The sequence below is a fragment of the Cryomorphaceae bacterium 1068 genome (assembly GCA_027214385.1).
GTDB lineage: Bacteria > Bacteroidota > Bacteroidia > Flavobacteriales_D > Cryomorphaceae > JAKVAV01.
Map to the genome: position 1 here is coordinate 642,475 of JAPVXR010000001.1, position 23,792 is coordinate 666,266.

General features: G+C 44.7%; 8 protein-coding genes. 2 read left to right on the forward strand and 6 right to left on the reverse strand.

All coding sequences use genetic code 11. The features are described from left to right. Window positions 1–11 precede the first annotated feature (11 nt). The 5 genes from O3Q51_02700 to O3Q51_02720 all read right to left on the reverse strand — a co-directional run bounded on the left by O3Q51_02700 (window position 12) and on the right by O3Q51_02720 (window position 20,149). Window positions 12–1,391 (reverse strand): HTTM domain-containing protein, encoded by a 1,380-nt coding sequence (locus O3Q51_02700; GenBank protein ID MCZ4407703.1) that lies wholly within the window; start codon window positions 1,389–1,391, stop codon window positions 12–14. 159 nt (window positions 1,392–1,550) lie between these two features. Beyond that, a complete protein-coding gene (locus tag O3Q51_02705) occupies window positions 1,551–2,669 on the reverse strand; it encodes an imelysin family protein (GenBank protein ID MCZ4407704.1) in 1,119 nt (372 codons plus the stop codon). 68 nt (window positions 2,670–2,737) lie between these two features. Continuing rightward, window positions 2,738–3,853, reverse strand: a complete 1,116-nt coding sequence (locus O3Q51_02710) for a hypothetical protein (GenBank protein MCZ4407705.1) — start codon at window positions 3,851–3,853, stop codon at window positions 2,738–2,740. A 323-nt stretch (window positions 3,854–4,176) separates the two neighbouring features. Further along, window positions 4,177–4,410, reverse strand: a complete 234-nt coding sequence (locus O3Q51_02715; GenBank protein ID MCZ4407706.1) for a hypothetical protein — start codon at window positions 4,408–4,410, stop codon at window positions 4,177–4,179. 301 nt (window positions 4,411–4,711) lie between these two features. After that, on the reverse strand, window positions 4,712–20,149 hold the full coding sequence (locus tag O3Q51_02720) for a T9SS type A sorting domain-containing protein (protein MCZ4407707.1): 15,438 nt from the start codon (window positions 20,147–20,149) through the stop codon (window positions 4,712–4,714). 264 nt (window positions 20,150–20,413) lie between these two features. Between O3Q51_02720 and O3Q51_02725 the strand changes: the two genes are divergently transcribed. Both O3Q51_02725 and O3Q51_02730 read left to right on the forward strand, forming a co-directional pair. After that, window positions 20,414–21,091 carry a response regulator transcription factor gene (locus O3Q51_02725; protein ID MCZ4407708.1) on the forward strand — a complete coding sequence of 226 codons (678 nt, stop codon included), beginning with the start codon at window positions 20,414–20,416 and terminating at the stop codon, window positions 21,089–21,091. 141 nt (window positions 21,092–21,232) lie between these two features. Next, a complete protein-coding gene (locus O3Q51_02730; GenBank protein ID MCZ4407709.1) occupies window positions 21,233–23,029 on the forward strand; it encodes a histidine kinase in 1,797 nt (598 codons plus the stop codon). 49 nt (window positions 23,030–23,078) lie between these two features. On the opposite strand, the gene O3Q51_02735 is transcribed toward O3Q51_02730, so the two are convergent. Then, window positions 23,079–23,792: T9SS type A sorting domain-containing protein (locus O3Q51_02735; GenBank protein ID MCZ4407710.1), on the reverse strand; the 714-nt coding region annotated here is incomplete at its 5' end.

Below are 23,792 nucleotides of genomic sequence, written 5' to 3' on the forward strand. Positions count from 1 at the left end.
TCCTAGTCTGCTCACCTTAGTTTCTTGTCTTCAAATGGATTAATCCAATCCTTGTGAGCCCAGCCATCTTTTTTGGAGGTCAAATCAACGTTTGGATCGATCAAGAGTTGAGCAGGCCGCGCATTGAGTGTTACCCATACTTCTGCTCGTACCTTCGGATCTTTCATTCCTTGCTCTTCGTAGTGGTCTCGGAGTAAGTGTGCGTATTGCAGTATGAGGTCGGGTTGCATAGCCATTTGCTTCTCTTGATGGGAATTGAGAAACTCGTGATTCACCACCGAACCTTCTCTGCCTGTTTCACCGTCTTTCACATAAAAAGTAGCCGTACCCGCCTTTTCCATAAGCATCACCCGCCAAGAGAAGCGGTAGCCTTCTTCCGTCCAAAACAGATTTCCGGGGTAGAGCAAGTACCGCCACGGAAAGAGCAGTTGGAACATGAAAAAGACCATCAAAAAGGGAAGTAGGAACTTTTGTTTTCTCTTTGCCGGTTCCGTTTTAGGAATTTGGAGATCATCTTGATTTTGGCCGAATAGCTTCGATAATCCGTTGATCATTCGCTCGTGAAAAGAATCGGAAAAGAAAATGGTAACGGCAAAGATCATCACGATAGGGAAGACTCCGATTTGAAATAGTATTCCTGTCAACGTATGGAAGATCACCACGGCGATGTAAGCTAGCCATCTCGTTTTTTTGATGAGTAATCCCAGAATAATGAAAGTGTCGAAGAGCATACCGAACCAGCTGAAAAGGTAGGCGGTGAATTCGTACTTGAAGAAATCTCCAATCAGAGGAATGCTTGATTTGGCAGGCAGCCAGATGGCGAGTGGCAAAGCTTCCAAGAGCCAGTCAGTATTGATTTTAGCCAAACCTGCGTAAACATAGACTATGGCAATCTGAACTTTGAAAATTAGGATGCACCACCTCTCGACTTTTTTTTGTCTTATAGCCGGAATTCGTTTGGCGTCCAAAGAAAAATAGCGATTGGAGGGGACCAGAATCATCAAGAATGAAACGATGCTGACGAAGTAATAATGGTTGAGGTAGTAGGTGATGTCGATCAATTCCACGTAAGTGAAACAAAGAAAAAATAGCACCGCGAAAAAGCGGTAATACCAGCCGAGTACGATAGCAACACAGGCTACCGCCATGGCCCAGAAAACCACATACATTCCCAAACCGGGTAAAGGCTTTACCCAGTCGAATCCGAAATAGCTAAAGTGAAGAATAGGGTCGATAAGCTGTGTGTCAACCCAACCCAGAGCGATGTAGCGCAATGTGCTAAAAAGCATAAGCAGCCCGAAGGCCACTCTAAATGAAACTAAAGGAGCAATCGACACCGATTGCTCCAAATAAGCGGTAAGCTTAGAATATGCGTTTTTATTTTGGGTCAAGCCAGTTGGTTAAAGTCTTTTCATTTTGTTGTATGTCTGTTCCAAAGGGTTCAAGATTTAGGCTTGCGAAGCTGTGAAAATTAATAGGTTTACATTTCGTAATTAACTGTTTTCAGAGCAAGCGTAACGCAGATATTGGACTTTGTGGGGAGACAGACTTTAATCTCCATCGCCTGAGTTGAAAGTAATGCTGATTCCGAGTAAAGAGCTCATGGAACTCTTAAAATTTGACGTGTTCGACTGTAGCTTGTCTCTAAGGATTTCTACCTCTTGGCTAGTAATATTTTCTGAGAGAGATCCTTCGGATAAGTCTGCAATGGCCGCATCGATTTCGAAAATAGATTCGGTGGTGGTCTGGACCAAATCAGGGCCGCCAATGACGGATTGCAAGTATTCTTCAAATCCGATTAGTTCCATTCCGCTGCGCGATCTGCCAAACCAGATGTTTTTTGAGTTTTCGAAATGCGCGGTAATCAATTCAGAAGAGATACCGCTGTAATAGGCTTCCACCAAACTTCCATCTGCCGCAGGTTGACCTGCCGAAAGACCTGCGGGTAGCTCTACTTTGAAGTTTTTAATGTTTTCGTAGTCTTTAATAAAGGCATTGTAATAAAGCGAAATGGAGCTGCCCGCAGAAGTTCCGTCGTTATTGATAAAGGACTGTAAATAGGATTCATTCCATTCCGCAACAATACCGTCGAATGAAGACTTCAATTCGCCTAAGACAAGGAGCAAGTAGTCTTTGCGATTCTGATCAAAACCCGCAACGATTTCTGCATTGGTCTGTGCATTTCCAAAGATCAGGTACTCGACAGCATAAAATCCTCGTACATCTCGATCGAAACTATTGGGAAGATCGAAGTTGGGGTTAAGGAGATTCGCCTCGATCTTTTCTTCACTTACAGGAAAAACTCCCAGAACAGTGGCGTAGGGTCCTAGTAGTAATTCTCCCGGGCCGAAGCCAAATGCCGAACAGTGCTGATGATCGATTACAGCTTCCTCCCAAGCAGATCGAATCGCAATCAGGTTTTCCTCATTTGTGTTTTGGGTAAACTCGATTGCCGCTTCTGAAAGCGTATTGACGCTAGACTGCAAATCCTCAAAATTAGGAACGATCAGATCCGTCCCGACATCCTCGAGCATAGCCTTCCGATCGAAGTCGGAACCAGGGATATTGTCTTCCTCATTATCGTCATTACAAGAAACCAATATTACTGAAGTCAGCAGCACGGAAGCAATTATTCTGAAAGATCTCGTTCTGTTGAATTCAAAAGTCATATACATTCTTTTCATCTAAATGATCGCCTGCATTGCACAGCCTGTTTATGGATAATGAGTTTCTTCAATTATGGATTATTGTTGACGTGAAACCCCGAGACTTCTTCATTGGTAAATCCATAGATCGATTGAATATCGTTTTGAATTTTATCCAAGTTTGCAATCAGAGAGACTTCATTTAAGAACCGATAGCTTTCAGGTGTTTCGTTTTCAGGTGCCAATAGGTCCGCTAAGATTTGATCTATTTCTTCATCCGTGATTTGTTTTTGGCTTAAGCCTCTGAAACCATGCGTGAACCCAACGCCTTCGGAATAGGCGTGAAGAGCGTCTCCCAATTTAATCTCTCTTTCTTCACCGCTCAGTTGAGAAGCCTCTTGCAATAAATTTTTAGTGGCTTCGCAGTAGAAAATTACCGTAGCAAAGTTTGATTTCTCCCAGTTGAGGAGGTAATCATTGAAGGCCTCGTCACGAATGTCATTGAAGGCGCTTCCCCCCTCTATGGCTGATTTTGCGGTGATAAGGTTTGTGCGTATGTCATAATAGAATCCTGTTTGGGCATCGTGATTGGACCTTCTGGCTGCGTACAATGCTGCAGCATTAGTCGAGGCTGGATCAAAGGAAACCTCAGTTCCATGGATTTCTACCAGCCTGTCTATATCGCTTGCGCTAATGGTATCGGCGCTAAGAATCTTAAGGGCATGGTGGTACAATGCCGCACCGAATGAACCCTTTTCAATCATTTGCTCCAGTTCCAATCCATTTTCATCGAGAAGTCTTGTTCCTAAAAGGCCGCCTTGTTCACCAGGTATCGGCTGGCCGGCAGATCCCGGGTTTTGAAACGGGGTAGGGGAGTTTGCGGCATTAACTAATTCTGTCAGCCATTCATCTACTAGCGTGCTATATCTGGGCAGAGTAACCGCCTCGAGGTTTATGGGATAAGAAATAGACTCTATAGTCGTCCCTCCTTGGGCATTCGCCTCAGCAGCATTAAGTGCTGCAACCATGTCGGCAAATTCATTCATTACCGTATTCTCGGTAACTACATTGGCGTCGTAGTTCGGTGCCAAATACTCCGAAGGGATGGTTAATTGAGGCCCCGGATTGTTGCCATCTTCGTCATCATCGTTGCAAGATGTTAAGGCCAAACCGCCGAATAATAGGATAGGGAGAATACGCTTTATCACTGCTTATTTTTATTTAAATTGATTCTTAATAACGGTGGCAAATGTAGAAGCGGTGCATAGTTTGGACAATACCTCTTTCAGGGTATTTTCCTTTTTATGGGCGTTTTATGCTTGTTTTCAAGCATTTGTCAATTAGGAAATTTATTTCAATTGAATTGAGAAATAAACGGCCATATTTAATTGAGGCCCGCTAGCGGATGTCCGTATTAGAAAACGGGATCAGGTAGTGATAGAAATGATCAGTATTTCTTTCGATTTCCCTGCTCAGTGAGTAACATCTGAAACTCTTCTCGAGAGCGAAATAGGAAAATAAGTTCGACGTTTTATTTATCCTTTCGGACTTGATCTTTCTCCTCTTCTTTTTTCTTCCGAGTTAAAAAGCTTGTCAAGTCAATATTGAAATACTTCAAGGAAGCAATGAGAAGGGTAGCCGCAGCAAACTCATCGAGGTTGCCAATGATGGGAAGGTTGTCAGGAAGCTCCCAAATACCAACTGTAAAGTTGAGTAAATAAATACTGGAGACAACAATCCCGACTATAGCTGTGATTTTCTTCATGGATGCGCGTACACAAAGATGACGAAATGTCTTGATCATTATTGCGAAGATGAGAGATGAGTCTGCTTTTTATCGAGAATGCAGAATGGGGTTCTCTCTTGATCACAAAAAAAGGCCCCGATAAATCAGGGCCTTAATTGGTTAAAATGATTGGTTATCCGAACAAAATCAAAAGCTTTTTCAACTCGCTCGGAAGTATAAATCCATAAATCGAGCGGAAGATAGTGTTCTTCGATGAACTATCAAAAAATACCTTTGAATTAGTTAATACCGACTACATGTGGTGTAGTCGGTATTGTTGTTATTTCGATATAATGAACTTGCCGATCATCGTTTCGTTGGCGTTTGTAAGTCTGAAAATATAGATACCATCGGGAAGATCAGGTCTGGTCAATTCTACTTGGTAATCGCGATTTGAAATTGCGTCACCTTTATAAATCTGATCTACTTTTCTTCCACCGATGTCAAAGATTTCTACCATTGTTTCTCCATCAGTCGACGTGCGGAAGGTGACAGTGGCTACACCATCATTTGGATTAGGATATGCCTTGATCCATCCTTTTGGAGCATCAGCCACATCATTAGCAGATTCAGACAGGTATGCCATATTCAAGCATTGTCCGGCAAGGTCGCCCCAGTAGAGTTCTACCGGAACTGTGTATTCTGCGCCGTTCAAAGCTTGGCTTTCCATATCTACTCCATACATGATGTTTTCCTCGTTTCCTTCGGCCAATAGAATACTACCATCATCGAGTAGGGCAGCTCCGTTGATATCGCCAAGTGGAACAGAGAATTCATCTTCTCCATAGACATCGTAGAAAGTTCCTGTGTTTCGATTGATGTACCAAAGTATTCCATCGTCATCAAACACCAAGTCACCACCGTTTACCGGTATTTCTCTGCCAATCTCTGATGCAAAACCGGTTTCAGGATTCACCAAGTAAGCATGGCTGCGATTTGAAGACGCCACAATTAGGAATCCACCAGGAGTGGCAACTGCTGCCGGAGTTCCTGTAATGTTTCCGTCAGCCGCTGCGATGTTTATCTCCTCACCAAAGGTCAGTGATGATAGGTTGAACACTTTAAAGGTTCCTGAACCGTCCACGACGAATAGTTCGTTGCCATTTGGCAGTACAGCAATGTGCGCATTTCCAATGTTCATGGCCAGTTCTTCCGCATCAAAACCTCCTTCACCATTCGCCGTAAGCGAAAGCAGAGCATTAACCCCATCGCTGCCATTGTGCGCATAAAAGAGCTGGTACATGCACTGTGGTTCCAAGTTTGGATCCAAGCATCCCGAAGTTAAATCGCCATTCGACAAGGTGAATACTTCGCCGTCTAGCGTAGCCGTATACTCAGCGATCAAACCACCGTCCGTATTGCTGATTCGACTGAAGATTGACGTTTCAGCAGAAGCGACCATCAACTGATCTAGCATTTCAGTAGAACTCATTCCATTCACTTCATCAGGAATGGACCCGATGTCTACAAAGCTTCCATCGATTAATTTGAATAGGTCGTCACTATCGCGTTTTGCTAAGTATAGATCACCATCTGACAGAGCTAGATCACCGCCGCTTATCGGTGCATCAACAAAGAATTGCGTTTCACCCGTGATTGGGTCAATAGTATATACTTCGTTGTTATTGTCATCACCAACGTACAGCAATCCGTCATTTGGATTGAAAACTACCGCATACAGCTGGTTAATATCTCCATCGATGGCAACTTGCGTTATCGTGGCTGTGGCTGCATCGTAGAGCTCTACGAAGTTTCCATTTGCGTTCACGAAGTAAAGCGTGTTGGATTCGTCATCGCTATGTGCAATGTGCGCTTGATAAGACAAGTTCATGACGGGTGTCAATTCAGCCTCATTCTCGCTAAACTCAACTTCGTAGATGTCCGTTCCGCTAATTCCCGGGCCATGGTTGGCGTAGTAATAAGCTTGAAGCTCACAAGACTGAAGACTAGGCTCGTTGTCAGCACATCCCGAAGCCATATCTCCATTGCTCATGGTGAAGACTTCGTTTTCGAATACCAATGTGTAGAATTTGTTGAGGTACATGGCATCCGTGTCTCCCACATAAAGTCGACTTCGATCTTTGGTTGAGATCATCAAATTCCCATCATTTCTAGCGGCTAAACCAGTAACCAAATCGGGAACACTTCCCAAGTCTTCGTTGTCACCTTCAGGGTCTATTTTGATCGCTCGGCCACCGTTGTCTCGGGTCAAGTGATAGAGTTCGCCATCCGTTCCGAAGGCAATGTCTCCACCAGCTATTGCAGCATCGGCATATTCTGCTGTAGCACCCGTTTCCCGGTCTACAGTGTAAACCGCTTGTGCGCTTTCAGCACCGATATAGAAGTTTCCACTGGCATCGAAGGTAGTCGTAACCACACCTGATAGTGAGATGTCCAAAGGAATCTCCGCCGACATGGCACCATCAGGTGCGCTTACATCTAAGGTTCGGAATGAACCTGAGCTGCTTCTCACCAAGTAGAGTTCATCACCCGATTCGTTGTAGGCAATGTGAACGGGGTATTCAAGTGATTTGAATAATGTCATTTGGGCTTGGCCATTCTCATCATCCAAGACAACCTCGTAGATGTCACTGCTGCCGTCGCTTGTATTGTCGCTCAGGAAGTATCTCCAGTTGTCACAATCAGCTATGATTGGATCGTCGCATTCTTCTTTTTCGATTTCGATCGCATTGGAAAGGCTAAAGCAGCCTTCGATATCCGCAACGTTGGTTCCAGACTCGGGCAGAGTGATTGGACCTCCGTAAGCGGCATACCAAATCAAGCAAAGGCCTTCACCAGCTCCTTCGAAGTCGAATAAACCTGTTTGGGAAGTTTGAAGAACGTTGAGGTCGGAATCGGTCAACAGGAATCTGCCGTTAGGTCCTACATTTCCAGTTACAGTGACTTGTACGATATCTGATTCGCCATCGTCGGTGCAGAAAGTTGTTTCACCATCGACACTGATTTCACCACCGTTTACGTACAGTTCGAAAATCTCCAATGGATTTGACAAGTCAAAGCAGTCTCCTTCCAGATCGAAGGCATTTTCACCTACTTCCAATCCGAAGATTTCTCCGTCCCAGCTTAGGTGCCAGATCACGCAGATTCCCGTTCCGGTGGTTTCTTCAAAGTCGAAGACATTTTCTTCGGTGATGTCTACGATTAGCCCATTGGCTGCGGTAACCACCCAAATACTGTTTTCGCCAACGGCTCCTTCGAGATCGACAAAAATCGGATCGGGATTCCCATCGCCTTTACAAACGGCCATCGGGTCTTGTGTAGATATCGTTCCTCCATAGGCCGTGCAACCCGTATTGGGGATACATTCACAGTCGACGTTGTAGATTCCAACCGCTCCTGCCAATTCACATGGAGTACCTGGTAAGGCTGTTCCGCCAAAGACTCCTTCGCAATCTTCCTCACAAGCTTCAAGAGTGATTCCCGTGTCGAGAATCGTATTGCAATTAGGGTTTTCGCTGAAGAAGGCTTCGAATACCACTTGGCCAGCCACCAAGTCGAGACTGACTGTTTGCGGGCTTTCAGTGATTTCAAATTCAACTTCATTCACTACGAGTACTCCTGAGATCGGAGCATTGTTGTAGCTCAGTTCGACGAATGCAGTGTAGAGTCCCGTTTCAGGATCACAGTTGTCGGTGATATCAAACGAATTCACGATAAGTGAGCATTCCACTTGAGGAATACATTCGCAATTTTCGTTGTAGAATCCATTTTCTCCGCCGATCACGCATGGCGAGCCTGGTAGGGCGTCTCCGCCGAACACGCCTTCACAATCTTCTTCACAAGGAGTGATGATCACACCCGTCATAATGAAGAGAGAGCAGTCTTCGTTTTCCGTAAAGGAAACGTCAAAATTGACGGCACCTTCGGCGATTTCAAAATCGAATGATTGTGGGCTTCCCGAAATTCCAAAGTCTTGTCCATTCACGGAAATGAATCCGATATCGGGTTGGTTTTCGTAAGCTACAGTCAGACTTACGTCAAACAGGCCTGTGATTGGATCACAATTGTCAGCTACCGTAAAGCTAATGGCGCTAATGTCGCAAACGGGCTCCACACACGTTTCGTCAATGCCGATAGTTCCCGAAGCTGTGGCTTCAAATCCTTCGTTATCGGTCACTGTCACGCTATACATTCCCGGCTCTGCTTCGAGTGTTTCACCAATGAATCCATTGCTCCAGCTAAATGTGTACGGTGGATTTCCACCTTCAGCCGAAGCCATTAAGCTACCACTGGTTTCACCTTCGCAGAAAGCGATTGAAGTAATGAGGATATCAAATGCTCCCAGTTCGGCGGAAGCAAAATTGTCGTCGTAATTGAACTCGATTTCAGAAGCATTTACGATTTCTCCTAAGAGAGTCGTGTTGTTGTCTTGCACATTCCACGGAAGTGAAATAGCCTGACTTCCTCCAGTGAGAACACTTACAGGGAGTGAACCTATTTGAATGGTATCGGCCGAATTATTCACGTAGGAGAAAAGGACATCTGCATTCACATCCAAAGCGCCATTGTTTCCGATCACGGCGTCGATCAAGATGTTTTGACCGATTGCAGGTGACGCATCATCCGGTTGAAAAACCTCAAAGAATAAATTGGCAGCTTCACCCACTACGATGGCTCTGGTAGCCTCGTTGTTCAGCTCGTTTGACTCATCGATTTCATCGTCAGAATCAATCACGGCTCTTACGATATGAGCACCTGCGATTTCAGTTGAGTAAGGAACAGGGAACGCTATCGTGGTGTTTTCTCCGGAAATCAATCCGGGAACATTTTCAAAAATTCCCAATTCCTCTTCATCAACCAAAACTCGTAGGTTCATCTCGTCTTCGGGATTTGAAACGCCAATGTTTTCGTACGTCACATCAAAGAATACGGACTCGTTCAAGGCAGGATTGAGAACGGTTGGGTTGATAAACTCAGAGAGTATGCGCAAGTCGGGTAGGGTAGTTACTTCTACTTCTACTTCCAATATATTATTGTCTTCATTGCATTCGCTGTAATCACCTTCGGGGTCAGCGGTGAAAACAAACGTGTACGTACCCACTTCCGTGAAAAGGAAGCTGTTTGGTAAGCTGACCACATATGGACAGCTGCAAGTCGTTTCAGCATTTTCGACAGCTACATCGCCCAGAAGTGCTGTGCCTGTTATTCCAGGCCCTTCTACCTCAAAGCGCACTACCGCCTGCGATGCTTTGTATAGGTGATCCACGTCTAGTCCTACCGAAACTACAGTCGTTTGGTTGGGAGCAAAAGTGGAGTTCCAGAAGTCCGTCCCACATTTTGGGACAGGAGCAAACTCCCAGCAAAGCGAATCTGCGTAACTGTTGTTGTTCTCTGAAAATTCAGTGATAAGATCTTCAGGGTCAACAGCACCCGTGAGTAGTTCCGAACCCGATTGTACGGTTGGAGCCGAAGCGGTCACTTCAAATTGTGCACCGGGAGCAATGTCCTCATCTATTTCAACTTGATAGATGTCTCCATTCGACACTTGGAATTCAAAATCAATAGGTGCTTCGGCAGTTGCGTTTCCAACGTTTCTCACTTGGGCTACGTAGGTCACTTGTCCCGGGAATGCAGGGTCTACCGGATCCACTTCCAGTTGTCGACATCCCAAAACAGTCAGGTCAGGTTGACATTCAAGAATAGTTCTGCTGTAATTACTCACATTATTCGTTTCGCTGATTTCTACTACTTGTCCATTTGGTAGTGGTACATCACAGCGTATCTGGAAGGTGTAGCTACCGAGTTGGTCATATGCGAAAGGAATGGAAACTTGCGTGCTCTGTGCCGCGTTCAAGTTTGACACCTCTCCTGTGAAAGTCGCTTGTAAAGCTCCATTCAACGAAGCATCTATTTCGTAATCGAAGGGGCCCGTTGGAACATAGCCTCCATTCGTAATGTTGAAAGTTGGATTTGCCGGATTCGCACACAAGAAGGCGCTTCCGAACGGACCACTTGTTGAATAAATATCTGGCAATGGCGGTACAACAAGAATTTGGTCGCAATCCGTATTGTTTGATTCGCTCGATTCAACAACTTCAAAATTAGCATCGGCTGTTCCACAAGCTACGTAGCTACCGGCTGTATTAAAAGTAAGTTCAACTAAGTCATAACTTACACTTTCGCCCGGTTGCAGAGGTGGAACAATTTCGTCAGATAGAATTGGTGTGCCGCCTGTTTGTGTTAAGTCAAGAAGCGTCGATATTCCTGAAGGCGCGCATCCTTGATTGATTACCGTTACCGTTCCCTCGGTTGATTCTCCTACGAAGATTTGTGATTCAACCAGATTGATAAAAGGCCTTAAATCAGGTAGACAAACCACCACAGGCTCGGTGATTTCGAATTGAACGGTAAAGTCCCCCGTAAGGGTAAAGTCGGTGATTTCCCCATCGACTGTGTATACTCCGGGTGTTAAAGGTGCGGGAATCGTTATGCTGAAATATCCTTGAGAATTTGTGAGGCCGGTGTAAGTGGCGCCTTGATCGGTTTCAAGGGTTACAGTTCCTCCTGCTACACTCGGATCGTCAAGAAGAATGGCCGTATCAATGTATTCGGCAAAACCGAAAATTGTAACCGTGTTTCCATTTGCTGATTCTTGAACTGCCGGTGAAACGTTCACATCGGCAATGATATCGCCGGGAACCTCAAAGTCTCCATTCACAAACGGGCGAATGGCTCGATTATCTAATTCATTTGATTCAATAATCACGTTGGTATTATCAACGAAAACTTCCATCGGACACCAAGCGGGCACATCGGGAGTGATAATTTCCCAAGTCACGGCTAGTGAGCTGTTGGCAGGGATAAATGGCACAGTTATCTCCGGATAGTCGATGCTTTCATCAAACTGGTTGACAAGATCTACCGAGAAATTGGAGGCAGGTAGATCAGAAGCGTTTCTGATCATTGCTGTAACTTCAAGAATCGAAGAGACATCAGGATTAATATTGCTGAATGTGATATCGTCCGCAAAAATTTCCAAATCAGGTTCGGTGAGAACATCTGGGTAATCAAACGGACCGATTTCCGTGACGCAATCGCCATCTGCCACTCTGATTCGTGCCGTATAGTTGCTCCCGGCTGTGAGGCTGCTGATCGTTCCTGTGTACAATTTACCATCTGCCGTATTCAGATCATTGCTGTTCGCAGGAGTGAGCAAAATGGTGCGGTCATTGCCATTGGTGAAGTTTCCGTTTCCTTCGTAGTCCAGAACAGCTCTCGGAAAGCCAATGGGAGGTAATGTACCTGTGGCATCAGTGTAGATGACCGAGAAGGTGTAGACCGTACTCGGACTCCCTATTTGAGGGTCGAGAATTGAATTGGTGAAATTCCCTATTCCGACAAAGGTCAATGTTTGAGCATCGGGGTTTATGTTTTCATCGTCGTCGTCGCAGTCGTCGTCATTATCAACAAAGCCGGTCGGTGGCACACAGGCTATCTGCGAATCGTCGGGATTTCCGAATCCGTCATCATCATTGTCGGCATAATACGTTTGTTCTGTAGAGAAATTCGGGTCAAGAGGCGCACAGTCGGCGGTATTTATTGTACCGTCACCGTCAATGTCGTTGTCGCAAGCATCTCCTTCTCCGTCTCCGTCAAGGTCTGCTTGGTTGTCATTTGGTGTATTGAGACAGTTATCGACATCATCACAAATTCCATCGCCGTCAGTATCAAAGACAGTTCCTCCGAGTGTTCCGTTACAGTCGGGGAGAAGGCATTCACAGTCTACTACAGTACCTTCTCCATTTGTACCGCAAGCATCGCCATTGTTTAAGCCCAATAGCGGACAATCCACTCCGGGATCGCAAGAAGGAGCGTCTCCTTCGAGGATCACATCACAACTTTGGCTTTGGATGGAAATGCTCCAACAAGAAATTTCTTCTGACGAGGTAAGGATGATCGCTCCATCAGCGACAGAAGTGGGATCATCACCTGAAATCTCAATAAAGTTATTGGTGCAATTGGTGGAGTTTCCTAAGGAAATCGTTGCTCCCGTAGCCAATCCGGTGTAAGGAATGGTTACCGTATAGTTATCGAGGTTTCCAGCTGTTTCAGTTACACACTCTATTGATGGTGATCCCAATACGATAGGGCACACCTCAATACATTCACAGTTTATTACCGTACCATTTGCCCCGCAACTATCACCATTTTCTAGATCAGCTAAAAGTGGACAAGGGTCTACATCATCACAGAATCCGTCTCCATCGGTATCTCCTTCATCGCAAGGAATTACGTTTACTTCTGCTCCGTCCACATCAAGTGAAGCACAGATGTCGCTGTCGTTAATTTGGTCCAATACTTCCGACGCCGGCGTTGTTCCGAATATGATTCCAGAAAGGTCGAGGAAGTCTGGATCAGCAGGATTGGCGTTGTAAACCAAAGTATGGATAGTGTAGAGTCCTGTCGCATCCACCATGAAGTTTGGTGATCCGTTTGTTTGTTCAATTATCAGTCCAGTACCTGAGGTAAGGAGGTAGAGCGTAGAGAATCCTGAAGGGACAACGGCATCTCCATTTGTGGTGGCAGAAACCAATACCTCTGGAGAATCCAATTCGATACTAGTATTTACAATGCTGAGGCTTCCAGCATCCGCTAAGCAAATCGGTGTCCCAACGCAATTGCAAGAAGAGTCGAAAATATCGTTTTCAGTATTCGGGTTGCCATCATCGCAAGATGCACCAATCACACATGGTAGACTGGATAAGGCACATACTGCATCTATGTCAGCTCCAGGAGTAGATCCGCTACAACTACCGGGAAGATCGGTAATCTGTATGGCGTCAAATTGAACCGAGTTGAAACCTAAATCACCGATTAGAACATCAATGTCTACAGACGCTGTTGATCCTCCAATAGAACCCAAGTCGTAAAAACCATCACCATCTGCATCAGGGACACCTTGAGCGATCAGGATATTTTCAGTCTCAGCATTCAATGGTCTTAACTCTATGGTTGAGCCCTCCACTGCAGAGCCTATTTCGAAAACAAATAGATCGGGATCTGAATTTCCTGAGTTGATTAATGTGTTGTTCGTGAATCCTAGAGTTATAGATCCTCTTCCCAGAGAAACGTAATTGTTGGCTCCTGAAACAAAGTCGGGCACTCCCAAAGCTAGATCAGGATCTGTTTGGCCATTTGACGAACAAGTATTTTCGTAGTCAAGCACTTCATCAGCAAAAGAAAGGCCATCGCCGAAGCAGGTGAGACATCCAAGATTGTTATTGATTTCCTGGCATTCGGGATCATCGCAATCCACAAATCCATCTCCATCATTGTCAATTCCATCTGAGCAAAGAAGGGTAGTTGATTCACCCAGTTCTTCATCGTCGCAAATTCCGTTGTTATTGTCATCGGCTTCGCAATCCCCGTTGCAAACGCCGATGGCATCAAACTCACCTACGCAAGGGTCGAGGTCATCGCAAATACCATCATTATCGGCATCGCCACCCAAGTCAGCACATGGATCAACACCTTCCAAAACTTCAACCGGATCTGTTACGAATTGGCATCCATTCGCATCAGTCAGTGTGAAAACATAGACACCGACAGGCAGATTGAGTACATCATCGGTTGAGCTTGACGTGGAGCCGCTGGAATATGGGCTACCATCGCGAGTGAACGTATAAAAGTAGTTCGGAACACCTCCTGAAATGGTCAAAAGAATTTCTCCATCATTTGCTCCCAAGAATGTGACGTTTGAAGTAACCGTAGCTACTGCTGTAAATACTTCAGGGTCTGAAAGTGTGATTGGTCCTGCGGTTGTTTCTGCACCGGTGGCATCAGTTACTGAAACGGTGTATTCACCAGGTCCGAGATCATTCTCGAAGGCACTTTGACCACTGAAGCCAATTGTTCCCGTTCTATCAAAGGTATCGTCATCGCTGTCCAAAACGTAGTCATAAGGAGCTAAACCTTCTGACACCAGGATGCGGATTCTCCCGTCTAAGTCACCGTTGCAGGTGATTTCATCAAAAATAGTCAGAGCGATTTCTACAGGAACATAATCGTCTATTGCAATGGATGACTGGGTGGCGCAACCATTGGCATCAACGAAGCTGAAAACATAGTTTCCTGCACCGAGATTTTCTAAAAGAGTCGGAGTGTCGTTTGAAGTGATTTGTCCCGTAACAGGTCCTGAGCCATCAATTAAGTATGAGTAGTCATAGGGTAGCGTTCCACCGTCAATGTCAATTTCGAGCGAGGCTTCAGTACCGCCGGGTGTTGAAACATCATCGAGTTGATCCAAATCAGCATTCAATGCTACTGGCTCCGTGATGTTGATACTCGCCAAAGCCAAACCAGAAGTATTGTCTTCTACAGTCAAGTTGTAATTGCCTGCAGGCAAATCCGACTCGGTGGCAGTTTCAGAAGAAGAGGATAGTGACCCTGTTCTGGAAATAGTGCCGGCGTTATTGGTAAGCAAATAGGTGTATGGGGCGGTTCCTCCATTCACAGAAACTTCTACTTCCGCGGTGGCATCACCATTACAGGCCACATCAAAACCATTGAAGTCAGTAGTTGAAACGATATCAGCATCAAAGGATACTGAGCCCGGAGGCGGAACAGACCAGCGCGCAAACCTTGGATGATTAAAGTTAGATCCTATCTGTGTGAAGAACCCACCAGTGTAGAGCTTACCGTCGTCATAGAGCACGTCGACAACGGTGCTGTTCAGGATCGGTCTAAAGCCCAAAAGAATATCACCGCTATTTTTGTCTAGTAATGTGAGCCTTCCACCGGCTTCGCTGTTTATGAGTGAAAAGTCACCACTTGCGAAGAGGTAATTCTCCTCGATTTCAATGCTTCGGACACGTCCATTTAAATTTGGATTCCAAGAGGATACTGCCGCATCGGTAGTACTGATTGAAGCAAGTCGAGCCCTGCTAATTCCTCCGATAGTCGTAAAATCTCCACCAACATAAAGGAGACTTCCGTCGAGCTCAATCTCGAATACGCTCGAATTTGCGCCTCCATCAAAATCGAGAAGCGTATTGTTCGATGTGTTTATGGCTGCAATTCTAGACCTTGTTTCACCGTCCACTTCACTGAAGCTTCCGCTGAGAAATAAGGTCGACCCCGATTTTTCCAGGTCATAAATCGTACTGTTGGTTCCAAGATCTATCGTTCCGACTTGCCCCGTTGCAGCGTTTATATCGGCAAGGTTGGTTCTTGGGGTTCCGCCAACTGCTGTAAAGAGTCCACCCGCATAGAGCATATTTCCATCGAGTAGAAGTGTCTCTACCGAAGATCCGCTCATATCAGGATTAAAAGGGAGCAAGTTTCCGTCCGTTCTTGAAATGGCGGCCAAATCGTTTCGGCTTTCACCTTGGAAAAAGGAGAAGTTACCACCGATATAAACGGCGTCGCCATTAACAGCAATAGCTTTGACTGAACCGAATGATGTTCCTGCTGAGGCAAAGTCAAGAATTTCTGAAGTTGAAGCACTAACAGCAGCGAAATTCTGTCTGCTTTCAAAACCAAGGCGGGTAAAGTCTCCCGAAATAAAGATTCCTGATGGCCCTGCTGTGATGTCTCTAATTACACTGTTTAGTTTTGGGTTGAAGTTTCCTAGTTGCTGATTGATCAGATCATATGATCCGGCACGAAAAGCCTCGTTACCGTCTATTTGAGTAAAGCTACCTCCAAAGAAGAGCTCATCACCAAACACATCAACATCATTGACCGCATTGTTGATTTCCAATGAAAGTGGGTTCAGTACTCCCGTCGTTTTATTTAGAGAAGCGAGCCTTTGGCGTGACTCGCCGTTCAATGTAGTAAAGCCTCCTCCGATGTAGAGATCGTTTTGATCAATGTCCATGGAATTGATCGAACCAGAGAAAATGTCGATACTTAAATCATTGAGGTTTCCGTCAGGAATTGAAAAGGATAACAATCTATTTCTTAGTGTTTCACCTATTGCCGAAAAGGCTCCTCCTACGATAACCATTGAGCCAGCAGAGCCAATTGAATTTACGGTGTTGTTGAATCTTGGATTCCAATCCGTGAGCTGATCTGTATCCAGATCATAAGAAGCAGCACGTCCTCGTTCAATGTCATTTACTGTGGTGAAGCTTCCGCCGAGATAGAGAGTATTTCCATCCAGATGGAGGTTGAACAGAGTACTGTTTAGGTTTAGCGTTAACGGGGCAAGTGATCCGTTACTCGTATTAATTAGGGCAAATCTGTTTCTGGTTTCACCGTCTACTTGGCTAAATGATCCCGCTAGATAGAGATCGTTTTCATCGAGTAAAATATCTTCAACGGTGCTGTTGATGTTTCCGTCAAATACCACGGACATATTATTTTCGACGAAATCGAACTCAGCTAGCCGCTGGAGATCGACATTATTGAGGTACTGGAATGATCCTCCCAAAATAATTCCTGCGGGGGTAGCTTTTACTACCTCAATAGAACCCGATGGATTTGCATCCCAATCTGCCAGAGTGCCATCCGTAAGATCGATGGCAACAACTCCTCTATCATTATTCCCATTGACCGTCGTGAAGAATCCAGCTGCGTATAATCTGTCATCTTGGCTATCCAACGATTGGATAGTAGAATTGAACTGGACATCAAGTGCATTTACACTTGCCGTTTCCGGGTCAATTGAAGCTAGTCTTTGTCTTGGAGATCCATTAACACTGGTAAAGGAACCGCCGATAAATAATTCTCCGTCTAAAAGGTGGATGGCTTCAACTGAGCCGTTTACAGTTCCTGCATTAAAGGAGGTGAGCTCATCAGTTATCGGATCGTATTCCAAAATACGTTGGATCTGAGAGGATCCTACCAAATTAAATGACCCTACCAAAATGAGATCACTTCCCTCATAGTTCAAGCCGTACACAAAGGAGTTTAAACCAAGGATTCTATCGGTTAGGGTGTTCGTATTGATATCGATTTCCGCAAAATAGGGTTGAGAAGCTCCATCTACTGTGGTGAAAAACCCACCGATTCCCAAGAGGTTACCGGAAACGGCGATGTCTTCCACGGTTGAGTTAAATGAAATATCCAATGGCTGTAATGCTCCGGTATTCGCATTGAGCTCGGCTATCCGGCCACGCGTATTGCCTTCAATGGAGGTAAATGATCCGCCGATGAAGAGCGAGGTGCCCGAAAATTCAAAATCATTTACCGTACTGTTTACACTTCCTGCGTCAAAAGATTCCAGAGCGCCCGTGATTGGATCTATTGCGGCAATTCTATTGCTGGTAATTCCACCGATTGTATTGAAGCTACCACCTACGTAGATTGAGCCATTGAAGGATTTGATCTCTAACACAGTCGAGTTGACGTTTGGATCCCAAGCAGTAGGGTCGCCATTTGCATCAAGGGCTGCTAGTCGATTTCGAGTAATTCCATTGATAAGAGTAAAAGAACCTCCAATGTAGAGGACTCCATTGTCAAAACTGACAGATTCAACGGTTGAATTAACATCCGGAGTAAAGTCGGTATCGAGTTCCCCGGTTATTGCATTGAGCTTGGCAACGCGGATGGCTGACTGACTGTTTATTGAGGTGAAAGTACCTCCCACGTAGAGGTCGTTTCCTTCTAAGAATATGTCGTTAACGGTATTATTGATGTTGGCATCAAAGTCAAGGTCTACCGATCCGTCAGGTAAAATATGCGCTATTCGCGTTTTGCTGACCCCATCTACTTGAGTGAATTGTCCGTGCATGTAGAAACCTCCGGATCCATCATCTATGACTCCTAAAACTGTTGAGTTTGTAGTAGGGAAATCTCTGTTTGGTGTGGTTGAATTTCCCGATAGCCGAGCTAGATTGGGATGGTAATAACCCACTTCCGTAAATGATCCCCCTGCATAAAGCCCATCTGCCGAAGGTTCGAAGGCGCTTACGGTACTGTTGGGTGCGAGCGTTTGGATAGTTTCACCTGAGGCTTTTCCTACCCGAACCATGTAACGGTCTGTAACTCTATCTCCGACGGCTGTAAAGAAACCACCGGCAAGTATATTGTCTCCCGCGTCGGTGATGCTCAGTACTGTACTGTTTGGCGCAGGATTCCAAGCGGCATCTACAGTTCCATCTGTTGCATTGACTTTTGCCAATCGGGTAATGGTGACGCCATTTACGGAACTAAAACTACCACCGATATACAGGTCGTTTCCATCCAGAAATAATGCTTCTACCGTGCTATTGGGGCTACAGTTAAAATTAGGATCGATCGAGTAGTCGGAAAGGATGTGTGTCAATCTTGTGGTTGATTGACCTTCAATGGTGCTGAATGATCCACCGATAAACCAGCCTCCGTTTTCATCGTCGATGATTACCTGAGAGCTTGAGTTGGCATCGGGGAAAGACTGGTCGGCCAGGGCTGTATTTGCATCGACTATTCCCAAGTTGGGTTGGAAATAACCCGAATTGGTAAAGGCTCCGGCAAGGTATACGCCATTTGAAGACTCTTCAAAATCGTGAACCGTTGAATTTACAGAAGGAGCAGAAATTATTGCTCCCGTTGTTCGATCTAGTCTGGCAAAGTAACGGTTGTTATTAGAAGCATTAATGGTCGTGAACGTTCCTCCTATAATGACCTCAGTAGGTGACGTTCGTATAGCGTTAACAGACCCATTCGCAAGGTTGGGAAGCCATGTAGCATCGATTGCTCCCGTCGTAGCATCCATTCGCGCCAGACGATTAAAGGGATTTCCTCCGATACTCGTAAAGGATCCTCCCAGGTAAAGTTCGTTCCCGTCCAAATGGAGAGAGGCGACCGTGGAATTGATCGTTTCAGGTTGAAAGTCGGTATCCAGACTTCCGTCAGAATTGAGGTGGATGAGTCTTGTAGAATTGGTCGAGCCAAAAGTAAAGAAAGAGCCACCGATATACCATCCTCCATTTCCGTCACTCAGAATTACGTCAACCGTAGAATTCACATCGTCACGATCAAAGAGTGGAATCTGTTCGCCTTCATTGAAAAAAGCCAAGTGACTTTTAAAATAGGATAGGCTTGAAAAAGCTCCCCCAACGTATAAATTGTTGTCTTCAAAAAGTAGGTCGTTTACCGTGCTGTTCACTGATATGAAGTCGTCTGCTAGTCCGGTTGTAACTGAGAAGCGCGTGAGGTACCGTCTGTCGTTCGTGCCCTCAATGGAGCTGAAAGTTCCACCTGCATAAACAAAATCACCTTCGCGAATAATGTCGTTTACCGTTCCATTAGATACTTCGGGCAGCCAGCCGCCATCTATTGCTCCTGTAGTTGCATTAACTCGAACAAGTCTATTTACAGTTAGTGAGTTTACCGTGGTAAAAGAACCGCCGATATACAAATCGCTACCATCTAGAAAAAAGCTTTCGGCCAAACCATTCACCTCGCAATCGAAGTTCTGATCGACCGATAAGTTTGGTAGAATATGAGCGACACGATTGGTTGTTTCTCCATTGATCGTAGTGAAAAAACCACCGATGTACCAGCCACCTGCTCCGTCCGAAATATTCGCGTATACCGATGAGTTCAGAAAAGGACCATCACTAGTAGGAAGGTTTGTAGCGGGGTCAATCAAAGACACATAGGAAGCTGAATAGCCTATTTCCGAAAAGCTACCACCGACAAACAAGGTATCTCCTGATTTTTCGATGACTTCCACAGATCCGTTTGTAGATAGGGTGACCGGGTCGAGGCTTTGCGTGAAACCAAATAGACTGGTTAAAAAGCCGATTAGAATAATGGATAATTTTTTCATGGCGATTTTGATTGGTAAATGACTGATCGGTTCAAAGACTAAGCCTTGGACTCTATTGAAGTAAGAGTCTTCAAGGCATTTTTATATTGGTCGTATAAATATAATGATTCATCGACACAAAATTACCTTTAAGCAGATGATTGAGGGATCACTAATTCTAGTGAGATATAAGTGTTTCTCATGAGCGAGCATTAAAAAATCGTTTTATCGTCATGTAGTTTGGTGATATAGATTTTCTTAAGATTGCCCTACCTTTCGGTTCCTATGTCAGAGTCTAATTCCCTTAAAATCCGAGTCGCGGTTTTCGATGACAACGACGACCGTCGAATGAGTTTGAAATACCTAATCGGTATGTTGCCCGACATGGAGTTTGTCGGTGATTTTTCCGATGCTACTCGTTCGGTAGAAAAAGTAAATAAATCCAAACCTGATGTCATTTTAATGGATATCGAGATGCCGGGAGTCACAGGTATAGAGGCTGTATCAGAAATCAAAAAGGCATTTCCTGAAGTCTCCATTTTGATGCAAACCATTTTTGACGATGAGTCCATGATTTTCGATGCGCTGAAGGCAGGGGCTTCCGGCTATTTGTTAAAGAAGGGGACACCTGAAAAAGTTATCGAAGGAGTAAGGGAAGCTTATCAAGGTGGTGCGCCAATGAGCCCGGCTATTGCAACTAAGGTCTTAGCTTTTTTTCGAAATATGCCGAACTCCGAGAATGATGACGAGAAGGAAGAGGATAAACCGGATTATGGCCTTACGGTAAGGCAAAAGGAAATCTTGACGGAACTGGTGAACGGTAGCAGTTACAAGATGATTGCGGCTACTATGAATATCTCTTACAATACGGTGAATACCCATATTCGACACGTGTATGAGAAGCTGCACGTTCACTCTCTGGGTGAAGCTGTGGCGAAAGCTCTGAAGGAGCGAATAATATAAAGCCTGAACGATATCTATGAAGCCTTGTATCTTTCTTCCGTGAAATTGGCTTTTAAATCTTTCTTTTTCATTTTTTGCATATGCGCACTTTCTGATCTTTCGGCGCAGGTGATTGTACACGAAAGTGTACAGGATTCAATAATGGCGTCTGAGATTTCATGCTTCATCGATCATGAGGGTGACTTAACTCTGGATGAAGTACTGGAGATGTCATTCGATAATTCGCTGGAAGAGGCAAGCGAGTACATCGCTAAGCAAAATATGAAGAGACAGTTTTGGTTCAGATTCAGCATTGAGGCAGTAGACTCAATTACTGATCCGATTGCAGTTTCCGTTCTCAGTTACTCTCGTGTTTCCGTTTTTGTGCGGAGTGGTGGAGAAACCATACGAGAACAGAAGGTAGGCTCTGAGGACATTGGTAATTACTACTTCGAAGATTACAATCAGAGAGTAGTTCCCGTGCTGTTCTCCGGGAATTCTTCCGAAATAATTGTGGCGATCAGAAACAATTCTAAAATATCCAAGACCCGTTTATTTTATGCGCGGATCGCCACCCACAAGTACTTTGATGAGTTAAAGATGAAGTACAGACCAAGCAAGGGTGGGGAAGGATACTTGTATTTGCTTTTTTGTGGGATATTGCTTTTTCAGTGTTTGTACGTACTCATCCAGTGGTATTTGGTAAGGAGGAGAGTATACTTTTACTATGTCCTGTATATTTTCTCAGTGTTTTGCTACTACTACTTACGCTTTAGTGCCTTTTACTCAGAAAACAAGGCATGGGCCGTTGTGGATGCAGCGGACATGCATAATTTCAATCACGTTTTATTAATCATCCCATCTGTTTTTTATGTCCTGTTTGCAAGTTCATTTGTGGATTTGCGAACTCGCGACAGAAAACTTTACCGACACCTCAACTTCCTGATATTTATCTTGACTCTGTGCGTGATAGCACAGTTTTTACTTCTGTACATTCCGAATGATTACGATAAATTGACACCGGTGACTATCGCGCTCATCGTGCAAATCCCTTTCAATGTTTATGCTTTAATCCGCATTGCTCGACAAAGAAGACGAACGGCTTGGTTTCTGGTGATCGGAAGCTCTGTGGCATTCCTGTCCCATCTTCTTGCGAATATGTTACCTCTTGTTTTTGATAGTTCGGGTATGATACTAACACCTCTCGAAATCACTATGACCGGAGTGATAATAGAAGTGATCGTATTTAATAGCGGTCTGCTTTTTAAAGCAAAGGAAGCTGACTTGGAAAGAATTGAAGCTCAAAACTCTTACATCCGTGAACTTAAAAGCAGACAATCAATCCAAACGGAGTACTCTGAGGTGCGAGATAAAATCAGCAGTGATCTGCATGATGATGTAGGCAGTTCATTAAGTAGCATTGGTATTTACAGTTATGCAGCCAAAGAAAATTTGAACGCTGGAAAGACGGATCAGGCTGCAGAGTTGCTAAAGAATATTCAGCGAAGTGCTGAAGAAACTTTGAACGCAATGAGTGATTTGGTTTGGGCTACAAATCCGAGAAACGATTCCAACGATAAACTGATAGAACGAATACGCTCTTTTGGGTATGAAATCCTTAGTGCGCGAGAATGTGTTTTCAAAGTTCAAGTTGATGATGATTTTTATCAAACCGCGTTGAATCAAGCCCAGCGTAAGAACTTGTTACTTATTTTGAAAGAGGCCATCAATAATTCTGCGAAATATTCTCATGCTACTCTAGTGGAGCTTAAAATTTCTGTCCTATCGAATTCATTTTCAGTCGTGATTTCAGACAATGGCGTTGGCTTCGATTTACAATCTTCTTCGCACGGGAATGGAATGAATACGATGAGAAAAAGAAGTACCGAACTCGGAGGTACCTTTGAGATTCGTTCTGCAAGCTCAGGGACTGAGATTAAAGTTCACATAGAGAAATAAAAAAGGCCCTGCCAAAATTTCGGCAGGGCCTTGATGTGGATTTGATCTGTTATCGAGCGATCAAAATTTTCGAAAACCTGGTTTCTATTCCATTAGTCAATCTCACAAGGTAAACTCCGTTAGGCAGACCTTCACCATCGAACTCCATTCGATAAGTTTGGCCGGTCAAGGCTTCCTGATTAAATAAAGATTGGACTGAGCGACCACTTATATCGTACACTTCTATTGTAACTCTTACGTCTTCATTTGTCTCAAAAGTTATTTGTGAAAATCCCGCTGTTGGGTTCGGGGCTACAGAAAATAATGGTGCCCATCCCGTTTGTAATTCGTAGCTGGTTGCGTTAGCAGGGCACTCTTCACGGATTACTTCAATTGAGTTTGAAAGATCGAAGCAGTCTCCTGAGAGGTCACCCGCATTGGCACCGATTTGTGCTCCTTCAAGATTTCCACTCCAGCTTAAGTTCCAGATCAAGCATACACCCGTTCCTGCGCCTTCCAAATCAAACGGAGGTCCAGCTGGTAAGTCAAGAATGTTTAATTCGGCATCAGTGATAACCCATGCCGTATTCTGACCTTGATCACCAACCAATGTTACGTCAATCGGATCAGGAATTCCATCACCGACACAGATAGTTGTTTCATCATCCGTTGAGATTTCACCACCATCCGTAAAGTACTCCGTCACAGGAACAGGATTGGAAAGCTCAAAGCAATCTCCCATAAGGTCATTGGCATTCAAGCCAACTTCTGCTCCTTCAATTTC